The organism is Humidesulfovibrio mexicanus, from assembly GCF_900188225.1.
In the GTDB taxonomy this organism is placed as follows: Bacteria; Desulfobacterota; Desulfovibrionia; order Desulfovibrionales; family Desulfovibrionaceae; genus Humidesulfovibrio; species Humidesulfovibrio mexicanus.
Genome location: NZ_FZOC01000008.1, coordinates 118,449 through 134,250 on the forward strand (window position 1 = coordinate 118,449; position 15,802 = coordinate 134,250).

The window sequence follows — 15,802 nt, forward strand, 5'->3', positions numbered from 1 at the left end:
TGCGATGGAGGAAACGACCCATGAAGCTTACGCGTCTTGCCCTGTCTCTTGCCCTGGTGCTGCTGATGGCCGGGTCCGCCCTGGCGGCCAAGGCCACGGTGCATTTCGTCGTGGTGCCCGCAGCCCTGCCCTCGGAACAGCTGCACGACTTCAACGCGTTCCTGGTCAAAAACGCCGGGGGCTACACCGTGTCGCGCAGCACCGGCGGCGACTCCGCCAGCTTCGGCGCGGGCTACGCCCCGGAGAATTTGAGCTACACCGTGTCCGCACCGAAGAACCTGTCCAGGGAGATCGGCGGCTACCTGAAAAAGGAGCTGGGGCTTAAAAAAATCTTTCTGCTCACCTGGCCCGCCGAGCGGCTGGAGGAGTAGGGGCGGCGGGGCGGCCAGCCGCCCCTTTGCTTTCCAGGGCCCTTGGGCTAGGCTTGCGCGAAACGCTGGCTAGGACAGTGCCAATGAGACTTTGAGAGCCTTGTCCACGGACTTCATGGCGGTGGTGGAAAGCTTCCCCAGCAGCTTGCCCACGCGTTTCGCGACATCGACGGTGCGGATGTGCCCGCATTCCACCACGCTGTCCTTGAGCACGCCGTCGCTTGTGGTCACCAGCACCTGGACGGGCAGCTTCTTGTACTGCGCCGCATCCGTGAGGGGGACCACGATGGTCAGGGGGGATTTCGCGTTGCCGACGTCGTTCTGGACGATGACGCAGGGCCGCGAGCCGAGTTTCCCGTTCGCCTTTTCGTTTCCCACGGCTCCGGAAAGGTCGACTTCATAGATTTCGCCACGGTGGATTGCCATATAGTTCCTCCTGTATGCATTTATTGATTATAGATATGAAAAAAGCGGTATGATTGCAAGCCTGCCAGGTCGGGCTTTGTGCAACCCCCAAGGAGACCCCTCATGCAGATCCTTTCATCCCAGGTTAAATCCTACATGGACCGCTCGTCGTGGATCCGCCGCATGTTCGAGGCGGGCATCGAGCTCAAAAAACAGTATGGCGAGGACCAGGTGTGCGACTTCAGCCTGGGCAACCCGGATTTGCCGCCCCCCGCCTGCATCGGCCAAGGCCTGCGCGACATCGCCGACGAGGCCGGCCAGCCCTTCGCCTTCGGCTACATGCCCAACTTCGGCTACCCCCACGTGCGCGAGGCCCTGGCCAAGGAAGTCTCTCGCGAGCAGGGCCAGGACGTGCCCGCCGAGTGCCTCGTCATCACCTGCGGCGCGGCCGGGGCCATCAACGCCTTCTACCGCGCGGTCATCGAGCCCGGCGACGAGGTGCTGTGTCCCTCGCCCTACTTCGTGGAGTACGGTTTCTACGTGGAGAACCACGGCGGCACGCTCAAGACCGCGCCAGCCAAGCCCGGAACCTTCGACCTGGACGTGGCCGCGCTGGAGGCCGCCATCACCGACAAGACCCGCGTGCTGCTCATCAACTCGCCCAACAACCCCACGGGCGTCATCTACCCGCGCGAGACCTTGAAGGAACTGGCCGCCATGCTGGAACGCAAGAACCAGGGCCGCCAGCGCCCCATCTTCCTGCTGGCGGACGAGCCGTACCGCTTTCTGGCCTTTGACGGGGCCGAGGTGCCCTCGCTTCTGCCCCTGTACCCGTACACGGTGGTGGTGAGCTCCTTCTCCAAAAATCTGTCGCTGGCGGGCGCGCGCGTGGGCTACGCCCTGGTGAACCCGGCTATGCCGGGCCATGCGGAACTGGTGGCGGGCATCATTCTGGCCAACCGCATCCTGGGTTTCGTCAACGCTCCGGCCCTGGCCCAGAAGCTGCTCGCCAAGGCCTTGGGCTCCCAGGTGGATGCCGCCATCTACGCCCGCAGGCGCGATGCCATGAAGCGCGTGCTGGACGCGGCCGGGTATGCCTACCCCATGCCGCGCGGGGCGTTCTACTTCTTCCCCCAGGCTCCCGGCGGCGATGACGTGGCCTTCGTGAGTCTGCTGGTGGAGGAGCGCATTCTGGCCGTGCCGGGCAAGGGCTTCGGCTGCCCCGGGCACTTCCGCCTGGCCTTCTGCGTGGACGAGGCTGTCATCGAACGCTCGGCGGACGGCTTCAAGCGCGCTATGGAAAAGGCCAAAGCGTCCAAGTAGCTCCCTGTTTCCGCACACAAAAAAAGCCCGCGTCGATCCTTCAGGACTGGCGTGGGCATCTTTGTTGGCACCGTGTCGTGCCCGTTCATGCCTCCGGCGGCCAAGGGGCCTCCCCGGCCCCTTGGAACCCCGGAGTGGGGAGGCGTTGAAGCGTTGCCCCATTTTCCTTTTTCGCGGGTGCAGGGGCGCGGAGCCCCTGGCCTGCGGAGCAATTCTCGGCACCGTGTCGTGCCCGTTCATGCCTCCGGCGGCCAAGGGGCCTTCCCGGCCCCTTGGAACCCCGGAGTGGGGGAGGCCGTAAAACCCCGCCCCATTTTCCTTTTTCGCGGGTCCAGGGGCGCGGAGCCCCTGGACTGCGGAGCAATTCTCGGCACCGTGTCGCGCCGGTTGATGCCTCCGGCGGCCAAGGGGCCTTCCCGGCCCCTTGGAACCCCGGAGTGGGGGGAGGCGTTGAAGCGCTGCCCCATTTTCCTTTTCGCGGGTCCAGGGGCGCGGAGCCCCTGGACTGCGGAGCAATTCTCGGCACCGTGTCGCGCCGGTTGATGCCTCCGGCGGCCAAGGGGCCTTCCCGGCCCCTTGGAACCCCGGAGTAGGGGGATACCTGGCGTCTACACGTCCAAGCCCGCAGCGGTGACGGCGGTTATGCCGCCTTCGACGCTGACGATGTTCTCGAAGCCGTTGTGCGCCAGGGTGATGAAGGCCTCGTAGGAGCGCGCGCCGGTGCTGCAGATGAGGACGATCTGCTTGTCGCGGGGCAATGCGCCCAGGTGTTCCGCCAGGTCGCCCTGCGGGATGTTGATCCATATGCCGGGGTACTTCTCCACCAGGGCTTCGGTGCCCTTGGCCTCGCGGCAGTCCAAGACGATGCGGTCCGTGCCGTCGTGCAGCAGGGCCGCGAATTCGTCCACGTGGATGCCCGCGTTCCGGCCGGTGAGGATGTTGTCGGCGGCGTTGCCCAGCACGTTCAGGATGTCCAGCGCGGCGGAGAAGGGCGGCGAGTAGGCCATCTCCACGTTGCCCAGGTCGAAGGCCGTGGGCGCGGAGGGCAGCAGCGCGGCCACCACGTCCACCTTGCCCACCAGCGCGTCGCCGTTGACGGCCAGCCCCTGCATTCCCAGCACGCGGCCGCTGCCGCGCTCCACCACCAGGTCCAGGCTCATAAGCCCTTTTTCGGGGTAGAAGTGCGCGCGGTCCACCAGCCCGGCGTGGACGCAAAGGGCGTCGAAGCCGGCGTTTTGGGCTGCGGCGAGGGTAAGGCCCGCGCCTGCGGCCGCCAGGTCGAAAAGCTTGACGCACCAGGAGCCGACGACGGGCGGGAAGGTGGCGTGGCCGCCCGCCAGGTTGGTGCCGATGACGCGGCCCTGCCGGTTGGCCATGGAGCCCATGGGCAGGTAGGTGGCGCCCTTGGAGACCGCGTGTTCAAGCACCACGCAGTCGCCTCCGGCGAAGATGTCCGGATCGGAGGTGCGCATGGTCTTGTCCACGATGATGCCGCCGCGTTCGTGCACGTCCAGGCCGCAGGCGCGGGCGAGCTCGTCGTTGGGGCGCACGCCCACGGCCATGATGACGAGGTCGGCGTCCACGGCGCCCGCGTTGGTGACCACGCGCGCCACGCGGCCGTCTGCCCCGGCCTCAAAGCCTTGCACCTGTTCGGCCAGGCGGAATTCGACGCCTTTTTCGCGCATGTGGTGCATGGCCATGCGCGCGATGTTGGGGCCGCTGACCCCGGGCAGCAGTTGGTCGCGGAACTCGATGACCGTGGTCTGGATGCCCCAGAGGTCGGAAAGGGACACGGCCATTTCCAGGCCGATGAAGCCCGCGCCCACCACCACCGCGCTGCCCACCTTGCCGGAGGCGGCCAGTTCGCGGATGCTTTGGGCGGCGCCCAGGTTGTTGACGGTGAACACGCCGGGCAGATTTGCGCCGGGAATGGGCAGGACGATGGGGCTGCTGCCCGTGCCCAGAACCAGCTTGTCGTAGGGGAGCACCTCTTCGGCTTTGCTGGGCAGGTGGCGCAGGGTCACGGTTTTTGCCGCGCGGTCGATGGCTACGGCCTCGGTCCGCGCGCGTACGTCCACCCCCTTGGTCTTGCGGAAGAACTCTTCGTCGCGGACCATGTGGAAGGCGGTTTTGCGCAGCGCGTCCACATCGGGCACCTCGCCGGAAACATAAAACGGAATGCCGCACCCTCCGTAGGAGAAGAGGGCGTCGCGGTCCACCAGGGTGACGCGGCTGTCGGGCTCCAGACGTTTGAAACGCGCGGCGGCCTTTGGGCCAAGGGCCACCGCGCCGATGACGACGACATGCTGGGCCATGGGTGCTTCCTTTACGTTACAGGGTGCGGGAGGAATCAGCTCGCGCCCTTCTGGGAGCCCGGCCCCCGGCGCGGAAATATGATTTCGCCATAACCTATGGCCCGGGGACCTCAAGGGTCCTCGGGCATGGCTGCGCACCCTGCCGCCAGACGGCGCATCGGGCGCAGGCGCGGCCCGTCGTGGGGCCTGCGGGCACCTGCGCCCTCGCGTTTCAGTGGGCTAGCGCCAACGCCAGCTGCAGGCTCCCCGGCCGCGTCCGCCGCGTCCCCTTCCGAAGCCCTGGCCCGCGCCGTACCCCGGCCCGTAGCCTTGACCCGGAGCGAATCCCTGGCCTGGACCGTAGCCCTGGCCCGGACCGTTGCCCTGGCCCTGGTCCTGGCGTCCGTAGCCCATTCCACCCCCGCAGGGGCCGAGCCCTCTGCCTGTCCGTGCTCCTTGGCCCATGGGGCCGGTGCCGTCTCTGTTCGGCATGTGTTCCTCCTTGGCCGACTTTGCGGCCGTTTGCCATAAGGAGGAGCACAAGGCGTGCCGCGATGGAATCATGATATCTTTTTGAGGGCTTGACAAGACCATCGGACAATGTTCTCTCGTTCTTGGGCGCAAATTGTGCCCATATTGTTGCGCCGGGCGCATAACACGCCCAGGCGACCCCGGAGCGATGCATGAGCTTCCTGAAGGACATTTCCTGCGAGTACATCATGGACAGCTTGGCCGACGGCGTGTTCACCGTGGACCTGGACTGGAACATCACCTTCTTCAATCGCGCGGCCAGCGCCATCACCAAGGTGTCCAGGGCCGAGGCTTTGGGCCGCAAGTGCTGGGAGGTGTTCCGCTCCAGCATCTGCGACGGTTCCTGCTCCCTCAAGGCCGCGCTTGCCGATGGCGAGAGCCGGGGCAACCGCTCCATTTTCTTTGTGCGTCCCGACGGCACAAAGGTGCCCATCAGCATCAGCGCGGCCCCGCTGCGCGACCGCAAGGGCAGGATCGTGGGCGGCGTGGAGAGCTTCCGCGATCTTTCGGCCTTGCGGCTCATGCAGAAGAAGCTCGACGGCCTCTACCGCGTGGAGGACATTGTGAGCCGGAGCCCGGCCTTCCAGCGCATTCTGGGCATTTTGCCGCAGATAGCCGGCAGCGGGGCCACTGTGCTTGTGCTGGGCGAATCCGGCACGGGCAAGGAACTGGTGGCGCGGGCCATTCACAACCTGAGCGCCCGCGCGGGCAAGCCCTTTGTGGCCGTGAACTGCGGGGCCCTGCCCGAAAACCTGCTGGAAAGCGAATTGTTCGGCCACAAGGCCGGGGCCTTCACCGACGCCAAGCGCGACAAGCCCGGCCGTTTCCAGGCCGCGGACGGCGGCACCCTCTTCCTTGACGAGATTGGCGACATGCCTCTGCCGCTGCAGGTTAAAATACTGCGCGCGCTGCAGGAAAAGATCGTGGAGCCGCTTGGCGCGGTGAAGGGGCAGCCCGTGGACGTGCGGGTCATCGCCGCCACCAACCGCGACCTGGAGGACATGGTGGCCCGGCAGACCTTCCGCAGCGATTTGTTCTACCGCCTCAACGTGGTGCGCCTGGCCCTGCCCCCCCTGCGCGAACGGCCCGAGGACGTGCCGCTTTTGGCTCAGCACTTCATCTCCCGGCAGAACGCCCTCACCGGCAAGGAGGTCGCGGGGCTTTCGGACGAGGTGCTGCGCCTGCTCATGCGGCATCCGTTTCCCGGCAACGTGCGCGAGCTGGAGAACATCATCGAGTACGCCTTCATCCTGTGCCCTGGCGGGCTCATTCAGAGGGAGCACCTGCCGGACAAGCTGGCGCGTCCGGCCGAGGGCGCAGCTTCCGCCCAGGACGCGCAGATTCATACGGCGCTTTCGGCGTTTGTCGGCGGCCCGTTGGCGGACATCAAGCGCCAGGCCGTGGAGCAGGCCTTGGCCCGGCACGGCGGACGCGTCATGGCCGCCTGCCGCGAGCTTAAGATTTCCAAGGACACCCTGAGGCGCATTGTGCGTACACCGTCTGGCGAGCAGGGCGCCTGATGCGGCCATTGCCGCGCATGGGGAACGCCACCGGGCGCGTTTTGCGCCCAAGTTGAGGCGCACTGCGCGCCTGTGTCGTGTAGCTTGCTGTTATGATAGATTTTATGGATTGCGGCACGAAGGATGCCAGAGACAGCGCGGCAGGCGGCCCCACGGTCGCCAGCCAGAGCAAATGGAGGAAACGATGCTCGTGTGTCTGGCCTGTTACGCGGATCGCGTGGCGACGCTGCTTGAGACCGCAACGGAACTGCGCCTGTACCGCAAGGACGGCGCGGAGCTGGTTCCCTGCGGCGTGACCCCGGCCCCGCAAAACGGCGTGCTGGCGCTTATCGATCTTTTGGCCGCGGCCAAGGTGGACTTGTTGATCTGCGGCGGCGTGAACGGTTGCGCCCAGGCGGCGCTCAGGCAGTCCGGCGTGGCCGTGGCCGCCTGGATTGGCGGAGTGGCCGAGGACGTGGCCCGCGTGTGGGCGACGCGTGGGGTGCAGGGACTGGACGCCCTGCGCCTGCCAGGCTGCTGCGCGGGGCACTGCCAGCCCCGGCGGGCGAATTGTCGAGGCCGGGTGCGCGCGCCGCGGCCCCGCAGGATACATCAGAAGGAGCTGAGCGATGAGTGACAAGGATTTGGCCGAAGACGCCCGCAAAAAGGCCGAGGATGCCCGGCTCAAAGGGCGTATGACGCGCATTCGCCAGAAGATCGCGGTGCTGTCCGGAAAAGGCGGCGTGGGAAAAAGCACGGTTTCCGCCAATTTGGCCGTGGCGCTTGCCGCCACCGGGGCCAAGGTGGGACTGCTGGATGTGGACGTGCACGGCCCGAGCATTCCGCGCCTGCTGCACCTTACCGGCAAGACCCTGGGCATGGAGGGGCAGGCCATGATCCCGGTTCCCTTCAGCGACACCCTGTCGGTCATGTCCCTGGGCTTTTTGCTGGAGGACAAATACGCGGCCACCATCTGGCGCGGTCCGGCCAAGGCCGGAGTCATCCGGCAGTTTTTGCAGGACGTGGAGTGGGGCGACCTGGACTATCTCATTGTTGATTGCCCCCCCGGAACCGGCGACGAACCGCTTTCCGTGCTGCAGCTCATGGGGCAGGACGCCGCCGCGGTCATCGTGACCACGCCGCAGGCCGTGGCCCTGGACGACGTGCGCCGCTCCGTGGGCTTTTGCCGCACCATGGGCAATCCCATGCTGGGCGTCATCGAGAACATGAGCGGCTTCACCTGCCCGGATTGCGGCGCCGTATGCGAGGTGTTCGGCGCTGGCGGGGGCGAGGCTTTGGCCGCCGAGGCTGGCGTGCCGTTTTTGGGGCGCATCCCCCTGGCGCAGGAGGTCATGGCCTCCGGCGAGAGCGGCGGCACCCTGGCAGACCTGCCGCAGGACCATGCCGTGCGCAAGGCCTTTGCCGATGTGGTGGAGCGTGTGCGGCTGTATTCGGCCGGGCTGGCCCGCCAGGAAGGGAAAATCTAGCCGGGACAGGGAAGACGTTTCGGGCCTATACTTTTAAAAAAGGAGAACGGCCATGCCACGAGGAGACGGAACAGGACCGACAGGATCAGGCCCCATAGGCGCTGGTATGGGCGGCGGCGGAGGCCGCGGCATGGGCGGCGGAGGCCGTGGCATGGGCGGCGGAGGCCGTGGCATGGGCGGTTGCGGCCGTGGCATGGGCGGCGGAGGCCGTGGCATGGCCACGGGACAAACTGTTGGGGCGCGCGCGACCATTGCGCAGAATGCGCCCGTGAACCAGACAACACCAGGAGCGAACATGACAGGCATCATCGCCGTGACCAGCGAAGGACCGGCCCTTACCGATCTGGTGGATCCGCGCTTCGGCCGGGCCGCCGGCTTCGTGGTGGTGGATATCGCCACCGGCCAGCACAGCTACATCGACAATGGCGGCTCCCAGTCCATGGCCCAGGGCGCGGGCATCCAGGCGGCCGAGAACGTGGCCAAGACCGGGGCGAGCGTTGTGCTCACCGGATCAGTCGGCCCCAAGGCGTTTCAGGCCCTGTCCGCCGCAGGCATCGCCGTCATCCAGAATGTCGAGGGCATGACCGTGGGGCAGGCCGTGGAGAAGTACAAGACCGGCCAGCTTTCCGCAGCCGATGCGCCCAACGCCGCCTCCGGCGGCAACAAGCCGGGGATGGGAGGCGGGCGGTGATCTACGCCGTTGCCTCCGGCAAGGGAGGGACGGGCAAGACCACGGTGACGGCCTCCCTTGCCGCCATCTGGGACCGGCCGCTTGTGGCCGCGGACCTGGACGTGGAGGAGCCCAATCTGCACCTGTTCCTGCACCCGGCCCTTACGGGCGATGCGCCCGCCATGCTGGAAGTGCCGGAGGTGGACCCCGAGCGCTGCACCCTTTGCGGACAATGCGCGGAGTTCTGCCAGTTCAAGGCGCTTTCGGTCATGGGCAAGAAGCTGCTCATCTTCCCGGAGATGTGCCACGGTTGCGGGGGATGCCTGGCTCTGTGTCCGGAGGGGGCCTTGTCCCCCGCCGGGCGCGAGCTGGGCCGGGTGCTTACCGGTTTCTTCGACGCCGATTCGGGGCGGCGCGGCGGTTTCCTTATGGGCCGCCTGCGCGTGGGCGAGGCCATGAGCCCGCCGCTCATGCGGCAGGTCAAGGCCCTGCTGCCCAAGCCCGGAGACAGCCGCGACGCCCTGCTTGACGCCCCGCCGGGCGTGAGCTGTCCCGCCGTGAACGCTGTCATGGACGCGCACTGTATCGTGCTCGTCACCGAGCCGACGCCTTTTGGTCTGCACGACCTGCGCCTGGCCGTGGACGCCTTCCGCCCCATGGGCAAGCCCATGGGCGTGGTGGTGAACCGGGCCGGCGCGGGAGACGACCGGGTGCAGCGCTACTGCGCTGACGAAGGCGTGCCCGTGTGGGCGGAGATTCCCTTCAGCCGCGCAGTGGCGGAAGCCTACTCGCGCGGCGAGGTGGCGGCCCGTGCCCTGCCGCAACTGCGCGCCGTGTTTCTGGCGCTCATGGCGCGCATGAAGGACGCGGCCGCCGCCTCAACCTCCGGCCTGGCCGCCGGGAAGGAGGCGTCCCATGCGTGAGATCGTCGTCATCAGCGGCAAGGGCGGCACGGGAAAAACCAGCGTTACGGCCGCCCTGGCCCACCTGGCCTCGCAAGACGGCCCGGTGATGCTCTGCGACCTGGATGTGGACGCCCCGGACCTGCACTTGCTGCTGGAGCCGGATCGTGCCGAGGAGCATGAATTCGTCAGCGGTTTCGAGGCCGTCATCGACCCCGAATTGTGCGTCAACTGCGGCCTGTGCGCAGGGCTGTGCCGTTTCGGGGCCATTGTGCAGGGGCCGCGTGCGTGCAGCGTGGATCCCATGCGCTGCGAGGGCTGCAAGGTCTGCGTGCAATTCTGCCCTGCCGGGGCGGTGCGTTTTGAGCCGCGCCACTGCGGGCAGTGGTGGTCGTCGTCCATGCGCTTCGGCCCCATGGTCCACGCCCAGCTGTTCCCGGGGTCGGAGAACTCCGGACGGCTGGTGGCCCTGCTCAAGACCGAAGCCCGCGAACGCTGCGAAGCCCAAGGCGTGGAGACCATCCTCTGCGATGGCGCGCCCGGCATCGGCTGCCCGGTCATCGCTTCGCTTTCCGGGGCGAGCCAGGCCGTCATCGTCACCGAACCCACGCCGTCCGGCCTGCACGACCTGTTGCGCGTGGCCGACCTCTGCGCGCACTTCCGCATTCCGGTCGCTGTGGTGGTGAACAAGTATGACTTGAACGAGGCCAACACCGACGAGCTGGAGCGGCAGTGCCGCGAGCGCGGCATTGCGGTGCTTGGCCGCCTGCCCCACGACGAGATCGTGGTGCGGGCCATGGTTCAGGGCAAGGCGGTCACCGAGCTGCCGCAAAGCCCCTTTGCCGATGCCCTGCGCGGCGTGTGGGAGCGTCTTGCTTCCGTGGCCGCGTACCGTCCCAAAACCATCATCCCAACCATGCAAGCGAAATAGGAGCAACAGCCATGGAGACCATTGTCATCGCCATCCCCTCTGAAATGCCCGGCGGACTGGAGGCCGGAGTGGGACAGCACTTCGGCCATTGCGACGTGTACACCATCGTGGAGGCGCAGGACGGCAAGGTGCAGAACGTGCGCACCCTGCCGTGCGTGCCCCACCAGCAGGGGGGCTGCATGGCCCCGGTGAACCACCTGGCCGGAAACGGCGTCAACGTGCTCATCGCCGGCGGCATGGGAATGCGTCCGCTTATGGGCTTCCAGCAGGTGGGCGTGCAGGTGTACTTCGGCGCGGGCGCGCCAACCGTGGGCCATGCCGTCACCGCCTTTCTGCAGGGGCAGCTTCCCGCCTTCACCACGGAATTCACCTGCGGCGGCGGGCAATAGGCCGGGGAGGGATCATGTCCATCCTGCTTGTGACCCCGCGCGGAGCGCAGTTGGCGGAGTTTTCCCGGGCGCTTGGTGAGGCGTCGAACCTGCCCGTGGAGGCCCTTGCCACCTGGGAGGAAGCCCTGGCGCGGCTCAAAGGCAAGGCTCACCAGTTCCTGATCATCGACCAGGGGCTTGCCGAGGGCGATCCCCTGGAACTGTCCAAGGCTGTACTTATGGTCAACGCCATGGTCAACATGGCCGTGGTCAGCCCCCTTGGCGCGGATGACTTCCACGAGGCCAGCGAGGGCCTCGGCATCCTCGCCCCGATCCCCGTCACTCCCGGGGCCGCCGATGGCGTGGCCCTGGCGCAGGTGTTCAGGCGTTTCCTGTAGCGGGAATGGAGGCCCAGGGCGCTGCCCCTGGAAACTCCGCCGGGGGGCGAAAGCGCCCCCCGGAATCCCTGCGCAGCGGTTTGGCGGCCGGGCGCAGGCCTGTTCATGCGGGGCGACGATTGGTCCTAAGCCCCAGATGTCGGCGCGGATGCGCTCAGGCCCAGTGCACCTGCCGGTATATCTTGGGCACCGAGAGTCTGGGCATGGCCCGCTTTGCTCCCTCTATGCCCGGCTCGAAGCTGCCGAGCAGCGCCGCTTGCCGCTCCGTATGCCGGAAGTCCAGGACACGCGGGGCGTCAAGTTTCAGAGGCTCCGTGTCGAAGCGGCACTCTTCCATGGCCGGGAAGTCGTAGTTGAAGCTGTCGCTGAAAGTCAGCGAGCAGTCGAACGGGCTGCGTTTCTTGAAGACCACATAGCGCTCTAGTTCGTGCAGGTAGTCGTTGGCGTTGGCGAGCACCTCCGCGGGGAGCAGCTCGCGGGCAGCGTTGAAGGCCATGTGGACGATTTCATCCACCAACTCGAAGAACGCCTGGCCCCGGTAGCTGAAGAGGATGTTGTAGCCGACGGCCTTGGTGCGGATGGTCTCCTCGTCGCCCGTGCGCAGCAGTTCCTTGAGCGCCTCGCGGTCGTCCCAAAGCTCTTGGGCGGTGTCGTACTGGAAGGCCCGGTACAAGTCGGCCAGACCACTGGGCATGAGCCGGTCGCGCTGCTCATGCACAGTGCGCAGGAACGCCGAGGCCTTGATGCCTTGACGATCAAGGAACGCATACAGTTCGTAAATGATTTCGTCAGAATAAAAGATGCTGGACGTCAAGGCCAGGGCCCGGCACTCCAGGTAATCGTCAAAGGTCATGGTGTCGAGGGCGACCACTGCCTCCTCTGTTTCGGCTGCATGGACAGTGGCGCCCGCGAACGGGTAGTTTCCGTAGCAGCGGTGGCTCAGGCGATGCCGGGTCTGCATTCTGTAGCGCGTTTTGTATGTTGTGGTGTTCAGCTCGCTGCCATCCAGAAGCATGAGGGTGTAGAGCAGAATCAAGTCCATGCCGGCGTCCACAAGCTGGAAGACCGTGCTGAAGTGCTTTTCGCGAGTGTCTCCGGGCAGGGCCAGGATGACCTCGCTGCGGGTGATGGAGTCGCGGGCATGAGCGCTTTTGGCCATGCTGATGAGTTTGTCCGTGGAAACGTTTTGTCGCTTGACATTGCGCAGTACATCGGGCGCCAGGGACTGCACGGCCGCGGTAAGAGGCAGGCTGTCGCCCAGGATCTCAACGCACTTCAGGATGTTGTCCTCGGCGTTTTTTCCTGTGCTGACGGATACGTACAGCGGATAGCCGGCGCTGTCCTGTGAGCGCTTGATGACCCGCGCGATCTCCACATCCTGGGGATACATGCCGTAATTGGAGTCGGCAAGGAGCAGGATGGTGGATTTGGTCTTGGCCGAAATGCTGGCGAGTTCCTGTTCGAATACGTCAACGGATTTTCGAGTGATTCTGGTCCATTTTACCGACCCGCGCTCGCAATAGGCGCAGGTGAAGGGGCAGCCTCGCGCCGCCTCCACCAGGGGGATGCTGTTCGGACGGAGCAGGAAGTCGTCCAGGTAGCCCGCCAGATAGGGCGAAGGGAAGTCGTCCAGGTTGTCCTGTCTGGGGATCACGTCGTCCAGGTGCGCTTTGCCGTTCTCCAGGCCATGGCAACCGGGCAGGCCGCGTTCCCACATGGCTTTCTTGTCCCGGGTGGGCAACCAGGCGTCCATCATCATGGTGAAGGCGCGCTCGCCTTCCCCTGCGGTGTAGATGTCGTATGCCGGATGCTCACGCAGCCACCGTTCGCGCTGCTCGGCTTCCAGGGGGTAGTTCGGCCCGCCAGCCACCACCAGGCAGTCCGGGGCCAGCTCCTTGATGCGCTGAGCAAATCCATGGGATAAACTGTGGTTCCAGACATAGTTCGAAAAACCGACCACTCCGGGCATGTCGCGCTCGAAACTTGCAGCGAGATCCGCAGGATACTTGAACAGTTTGACTTCCACATCCTTGCCGAAGCGAGAGTGCGTGTGGAAGTAGGACTTGATGCACCCTATGCCATAAGGAACGAATTCCGAGACAACTCCGTGCGCGGTGTGGGTCAGGTCGCAGAGATAGATGAGGTTTTCGTTCATGTCCGTGGGGTTTCCCTTTGCGGTGCGCCAATGCGCCGCGTTATGTCAGTCAGCTCCGTTTTGGAGAGAACATCGAAGCCCTCAAGCAGGCGCCGCAGCTCGTTACGGCGCGACTCCTCCTCAACCCGTTTGCGTCTGGCCCCTCGACCAAAAAGATCGACGACCTTGCCTGCGATTTTTTCCACTCGGCGGCGCAAAGTTTTTGCCTTCGGGGGCGAAGTGTAATTCTTGATGTAGAGGTCCACTGCGTTTTGCACAGCGTGGCGGGCGGAAGCATCGTCCAAACCGGCGGTCTGTTGCAGTTGGCCAGCCAGACCGGAAAGGAACGCCTCGTATTCGTCAGAGTACGTCGGCATGGTGGAAATGCTTCGGATGTTCACTCTGCGCAGTGGGTTCTTGCGGTCCTCTTCCAGCGAACGGTCGCGAACGGAATAGAAAAGCGGAAGAACTGCGTGTTTGCCATGTATGGCCGCCAGCATGGCATGTAGCAGTTCCAGCACGCAGTAGTGGGGAACCCGCTGCGTGGGGAGCGTGAAGAACGCCTCCCAGGTGCTGCGCCGGTGCACGGCGTAAAAATTTTGCACATACGGCGAGAACAGCTGGAGCAGCCGCTCGGCGGGATCGTTGGACTGGATGTGAACCTGGGAGATGGCAGCGTAGCCCGCATCAAGATCCACCGAGCCCGCATTGAGCTTAGCCATGATGTAATGGCCTTGAGCCGAGGCGAAATCGCGGTTTGCGTCCAAAAAAGCGACACAGGACAGCGCTGCGCGGGGCAAGATGAAGTCGTCATCGGCACAAAAAACCACGTAAGGACTAAGCACAAGGGGGATGATGCGGCGGATCTTCTCCATTAAGGGCACACCCGGCGCGTGATGATAGGCGAAGCCGGGAGGCACGATGCCGGAATATCTATCGGCAGAAGAATCGACCACCAGCCCAGTGATGTTCCCTGGCATTCGTTCGGCATAGTAGTTGAGGACGCGAAAAAGATATTGCTGTCTCTCATGTGTGGGGATGATGAGAGTCAAGGGTACAGGAGAGGTGGACATGTCGAAACCTATATCTTGATTTTATGGATGCTGTCAAAGTCAAAGACCCTGTTTACAGCCGATGTGCAGCGTTCCCCGGTTGTGCCGCAACGGAAGGACCGTCCGCGAGCGCCATTCGATAACGTCTCTAGAAGGGTGGGAGAACTTCCCCCGCTGTGCGCACGGCATGAGGTCGTGGCGTCGCGGAGTGATCTGAAGGGAAAGGCGCGCGGCTGCGTGGGGCTGCGGCCCGCAGCGATGCGAAGCCGAGGAGGATTCCAGTGTGTCGGCGCCTGCGAAGGCAACGTGCCGGTTCGATGCGCGCGCATGGTCTTTCTCCGCAATCCAGGGCACCACAGCGCTTGCGACTGTCGCTTCCGAGCGAGGGGGGGGGGCCATGCGTGGCGTGCGCAGGCTGGATTGTGCTTCGCGCCCCAAACGCAAAAAGGGCCGACACCTGCGGGAGGTGTCGGCCCGTAATGGGCAGGGGGGATGCGGGTATGGCCTAGCGCTTCGAGTACTGGAAGCGGGCGCGGGCGCCTTTCTGGCCGTACTTCTTGCGTTCCTTCTTGCGGGCGTCGCGGGTGAGGAACCCGGCGCGCTTCAGCGTGCCGCGCAGTTCGGGATCGACCAGCAGCAAGGCGCGGGCGATGCCGTGGCGCACAGCCTGGGCCTGGCCGGCCACACCGCCGCCGGACACGTTGACCTTGATGTCGAACTTGTCGGCGTTCTTGGTGAGCTTCAGCGCCTGCTGCACGATCATCTGCAGTGTCTTGCGCGGGAAGTAGTCTTCGTAGGGACGGTCGTTCACGGTGATCTGACCGGTGCCCTGGTACAGACGGGTGCGGGCGACGGCGTTCTTGCGCTTGCCTGTGCCGTAGTTGAAATCGGACATGGGTTCCGCTCCTCTTTACAGGTCCAGAGCCTGAGGCTTCTGGGCGGCGTGGGTATGGTCGGGACCGGGGAACACCTTGAGCTTCTTGATGATCTGACGGGACAGGCGGTTCTTCGGCAACATGCCGCGCACAGCCTGGATGATCACCAGCTCGGGGTTCTTCTCAAGCATTTCCTTGAGGGTGCGGCTCTTGATGCCGCCGGGGTACAAGGTGTGCTTGTAGTACATTTTCTTGTTCATCTTGTCGCCGGTCACCTTGATCTTCGTGGCGTTGACCACGACGATGAAGTCGCCGCCATCCATGTGGGGGGCGAAACCGGGCTTGTGCTTGCCGCGCAGGCGATGGGCGATGGCGGTGGCCAGGCGGCCGAGCACCTTGTCCGTGGCATCGACCACGAACCACTCGTGCTTCAGGTCCGCAGGAACCGGGCTGTACGTATTCATGTGGGGCTGCTCCTTCATCCAAACTGGAAACAGGGCTCTTACTGACTTTGGCCGTACCTGTCAAGCCATAACCCGCAACCTTCTTTCGCCCAGGCGGC

The 15,802-nt window shown here is 65.2% G+C and carries 17 protein-coding genes; 10 read left to right on the top strand and 7 right to left on the bottom strand.

Annotation, left to right across the window (positions count from 1 at the left end; all coding sequences use genetic code 11):
- Window positions 1–20 precede the first annotated feature (20 nt).
- The gene (locus CHB73_RS14740; protein ID WP_089275368.1) at window positions 21–371 is read left to right on the top strand and encodes a hypothetical protein; all 351 of its coding nucleotides are present in this window, start codon (window positions 21–23) and stop codon (window positions 369–371) included.
- A gap of 69 nt (window positions 372–440) precedes the next feature.
- On the opposite strand, the gene CHB73_RS14745 is transcribed toward CHB73_RS14740, so the two are convergent.
- Complete coding sequence (locus tag CHB73_RS14745) at window positions 441–797, bottom strand: type II toxin-antitoxin system PemK/MazF family toxin (protein ID WP_089275369.1); 357 nt, start codon at window positions 795–797, stop codon at window positions 441–443.
- A 102-nt stretch (window positions 798–899) separates the two neighbouring features.
- Between CHB73_RS14745 and CHB73_RS14750 the strand changes: the two genes are divergently transcribed.
- The gene (locus CHB73_RS14750) at window positions 900–2,099 is read left to right on the top strand and encodes a pyridoxal phosphate-dependent aminotransferase (protein ID WP_089275370.1); all 1,200 of its coding nucleotides are present in this window, start codon (window positions 900–902) and stop codon (window positions 2,097–2,099) included.
- Window positions 2,100–2,707: 608 nt separating this feature from the next.
- Here CHB73_RS14750 and CHB73_RS14755 read toward each other — a convergent pair.
- Window positions 2,708–4,414: an FAD-dependent oxidoreductase gene (locus CHB73_RS14755; protein ID WP_089275371.1), complete on the bottom strand. Its 1,707-nt coding sequence runs from the start codon at window positions 4,412–4,414 to the stop codon at window positions 2,708–2,710.
- Window positions 4,415–4,633: 219 nt separating this feature from the next.
- Window positions 4,634–4,885 (bottom strand): DUF5320 family protein, encoded by a 252-nt coding sequence (locus CHB73_RS17015; RefSeq protein WP_143337411.1) that lies wholly within the window; start codon window positions 4,883–4,885, stop codon window positions 4,634–4,636.
- A gap of 191 nt (window positions 4,886–5,076) precedes the next feature.
- On the opposite strand from CHB73_RS17015, the gene CHB73_RS14760 reads away from it, so the two are divergent.
- The 8 genes from CHB73_RS14760 to CHB73_RS14800 all read left to right on the top strand — a co-directional run bounded on the left by CHB73_RS14760 (window position 5,077) and on the right by CHB73_RS14800 (window position 11,179).
- Window positions 5,077–6,444: a sigma-54 interaction domain-containing protein gene (locus CHB73_RS14760; RefSeq protein WP_089275372.1), complete on the top strand. Its 1,368-nt coding sequence runs from the start codon at window positions 5,077–5,079 to the stop codon at window positions 6,442–6,444.
- 184 nt (window positions 6,445–6,628) lie between these two features.
- The gene (locus CHB73_RS14765) at window positions 6,629–7,060 is read left to right on the top strand and encodes a hypothetical protein (protein ID WP_089275373.1); all 432 of its coding nucleotides are present in this window, start codon (window positions 6,629–6,631) and stop codon (window positions 7,058–7,060) included.
- On the top strand, window positions 7,053–7,910 hold the full coding sequence (locus CHB73_RS14770; RefSeq protein WP_089275374.1) for an Mrp/NBP35 family ATP-binding protein: 858 nt from the start codon (window positions 7,053–7,055) through the stop codon (window positions 7,908–7,910). The genes CHB73_RS14765 and CHB73_RS14770 overlap by 8 nt, the downstream gene beginning before the upstream one ends.
- 295 nt (window positions 7,911–8,205) lie before the next feature.
- The gene (locus CHB73_RS14780; RefSeq protein ID WP_089275375.1) at window positions 8,206–8,601 is read left to right on the top strand and encodes a NifB/NifX family molybdenum-iron cluster-binding protein; all 396 of its coding nucleotides are present in this window, start codon (window positions 8,206–8,208) and stop codon (window positions 8,599–8,601) included.
- The gene (locus tag CHB73_RS14785) at window positions 8,598–9,503 is read left to right on the top strand and encodes a nucleotide-binding protein (protein ID WP_089275376.1); all 906 of its coding nucleotides are present in this window, start codon (window positions 8,598–8,600) and stop codon (window positions 9,501–9,503) included. The genes CHB73_RS14780 and CHB73_RS14785 overlap by 4 nt, the downstream gene beginning before the upstream one ends.
- On the top strand, window positions 9,496–10,413 hold the full coding sequence (locus tag CHB73_RS14790; RefSeq protein WP_089275377.1) for an ATP-binding protein: 918 nt from the start codon (window positions 9,496–9,498) through the stop codon (window positions 10,411–10,413). Before CHB73_RS14785 ends, CHB73_RS14790 begins: the two co-directional genes overlap by 8 nt.
- 11 nt (window positions 10,414–10,424) lie before the next feature.
- Window positions 10,425–10,802 (top strand): NifB/NifX family molybdenum-iron cluster-binding protein, encoded by a 378-nt coding sequence (locus tag CHB73_RS14795; protein WP_089275378.1) that lies wholly within the window; start codon window positions 10,425–10,427, stop codon window positions 10,800–10,802.
- A 14-nt stretch (window positions 10,803–10,816) separates the two neighbouring features.
- The gene (locus CHB73_RS14800) at window positions 10,817–11,179 is read left to right on the top strand and encodes a hypothetical protein (RefSeq protein ID WP_089275379.1); all 363 of its coding nucleotides are present in this window, start codon (window positions 10,817–10,819) and stop codon (window positions 11,177–11,179) included.
- Window positions 11,180–11,333: 154 nt separating this feature from the next.
- Here the strand turns inward: CHB73_RS14800 and CHB73_RS14805 are convergent, their stop codons facing one another.
- From CHB73_RS14805 to rplM, 4 genes are all read right to left on the bottom strand, one after another.
- The gene (locus CHB73_RS14805) at window positions 11,334–13,334 is read right to left on the bottom strand and encodes a B12-binding domain-containing radical SAM protein (RefSeq protein WP_089275380.1); all 2,001 of its coding nucleotides are present in this window, start codon (window positions 13,332–13,334) and stop codon (window positions 11,334–11,336) included.
- Window positions 13,331–14,365, bottom strand: a complete 1,035-nt coding sequence (locus CHB73_RS14810) for a TIGR00180 family glycosyltransferase (RefSeq protein WP_179217076.1) — start codon at window positions 14,363–14,365, stop codon at window positions 13,331–13,333. The genes CHB73_RS14805 and CHB73_RS14810 overlap by 4 nt, the downstream gene beginning before the upstream one ends.
- Before the next feature lie 505 nt (window positions 14,366–14,870).
- A complete protein-coding gene (gene rpsI / locus CHB73_RS14815; protein WP_089275382.1) occupies window positions 14,871–15,260 on the bottom strand; it encodes a 30S ribosomal protein S9 in 390 nt (129 codons plus the stop codon).
- A 15-nt stretch (window positions 15,261–15,275) separates the two neighbouring features.
- Window positions 15,276–15,704 carry a 50S ribosomal protein L13 gene (gene rplM, locus CHB73_RS14820; RefSeq protein WP_089275383.1) on the bottom strand — a complete coding sequence of 143 codons (429 nt, stop codon included), beginning with the start codon at window positions 15,702–15,704 and terminating at the stop codon, window positions 15,276–15,278.
- Window positions 15,705–15,802: the final 98 nt, after the last annotated feature.

Excerpts from the sequence above, each read along its gene's own strand:
- CHB73_RS14740 (WP_089275368.1), top strand. The coding sequence starts at position 21 with ATGAAGCTTACGCGTCTTGCCCTGTCTCTTGCCCTGGTGCTGCTGATG.
- CHB73_RS14745 (WP_089275369.1), bottom strand. The coding sequence starts at position 797 with ATGGCAATCCACCGTGGCGAAATCTATGAAGTCGACCTTTCCGGAGCC.
- CHB73_RS14750 (WP_089275370.1), top strand. The coding sequence starts at position 900 with ATGCAGATCCTTTCATCCCAGGTTAAATCCTACATGGACCGCTCGTCG.
- CHB73_RS14755 (WP_089275371.1), bottom strand. The coding sequence starts at position 4,414 with ATGGCCCAGCATGTCGTCGTCATCGGCGCGGTGGCCCTTGGCCCAAAG.
- CHB73_RS17015 (WP_143337411.1), bottom strand. The coding sequence starts at position 4,885 with ATGCCGAACAGAGACGGCACCGGCCCCATGGGCCAAGGAGCACGGACA.
- CHB73_RS14760 (WP_089275372.1), top strand. The coding sequence starts at position 5,077 with ATGAGCTTCCTGAAGGACATTTCCTGCGAGTACATCATGGACAGCTTG.
- CHB73_RS14765 (WP_089275373.1), top strand. The coding sequence starts at position 6,629 with ATGCTCGTGTGTCTGGCCTGTTACGCGGATCGCGTGGCGACGCTGCTT.
- CHB73_RS14770 (WP_089275374.1), top strand. The coding sequence starts at position 7,053 with ATGAGTGACAAGGATTTGGCCGAAGACGCCCGCAAAAAGGCCGAGGAT.
- CHB73_RS14780 (WP_089275375.1), top strand. The coding sequence starts at position 8,206 with ATGACAGGCATCATCGCCGTGACCAGCGAAGGACCGGCCCTTACCGAT.
- CHB73_RS14790 (WP_089275377.1), top strand. The coding sequence starts at position 9,496 with ATGCGTGAGATCGTCGTCATCAGCGGCAAGGGCGGCACGGGAAAAACC.
- CHB73_RS14795 (WP_089275378.1), top strand. The coding sequence starts at position 10,425 with ATGGAGACCATTGTCATCGCCATCCCCTCTGAAATGCCCGGCGGACTG.
- CHB73_RS14800 (WP_089275379.1), top strand. The coding sequence starts at position 10,817 with ATGTCCATCCTGCTTGTGACCCCGCGCGGAGCGCAGTTGGCGGAGTTT.
- CHB73_RS14805 (WP_089275380.1), bottom strand. The coding sequence starts at position 13,334 with ATGAACGAAAACCTCATCTATCTCTGCGACCTGACCCACACCGCGCAC.
- rpsI (WP_089275382.1), bottom strand. The coding sequence starts at position 15,260 with ATGTCCGATTTCAACTACGGCACAGGCAAGCGCAAGAACGCCGTCGCC.
- rplM (WP_089275383.1), bottom strand. The coding sequence starts at position 15,704 with ATGAATACGTACAGCCCGGTTCCTGCGGACCTGAAGCACGAGTGGTTC.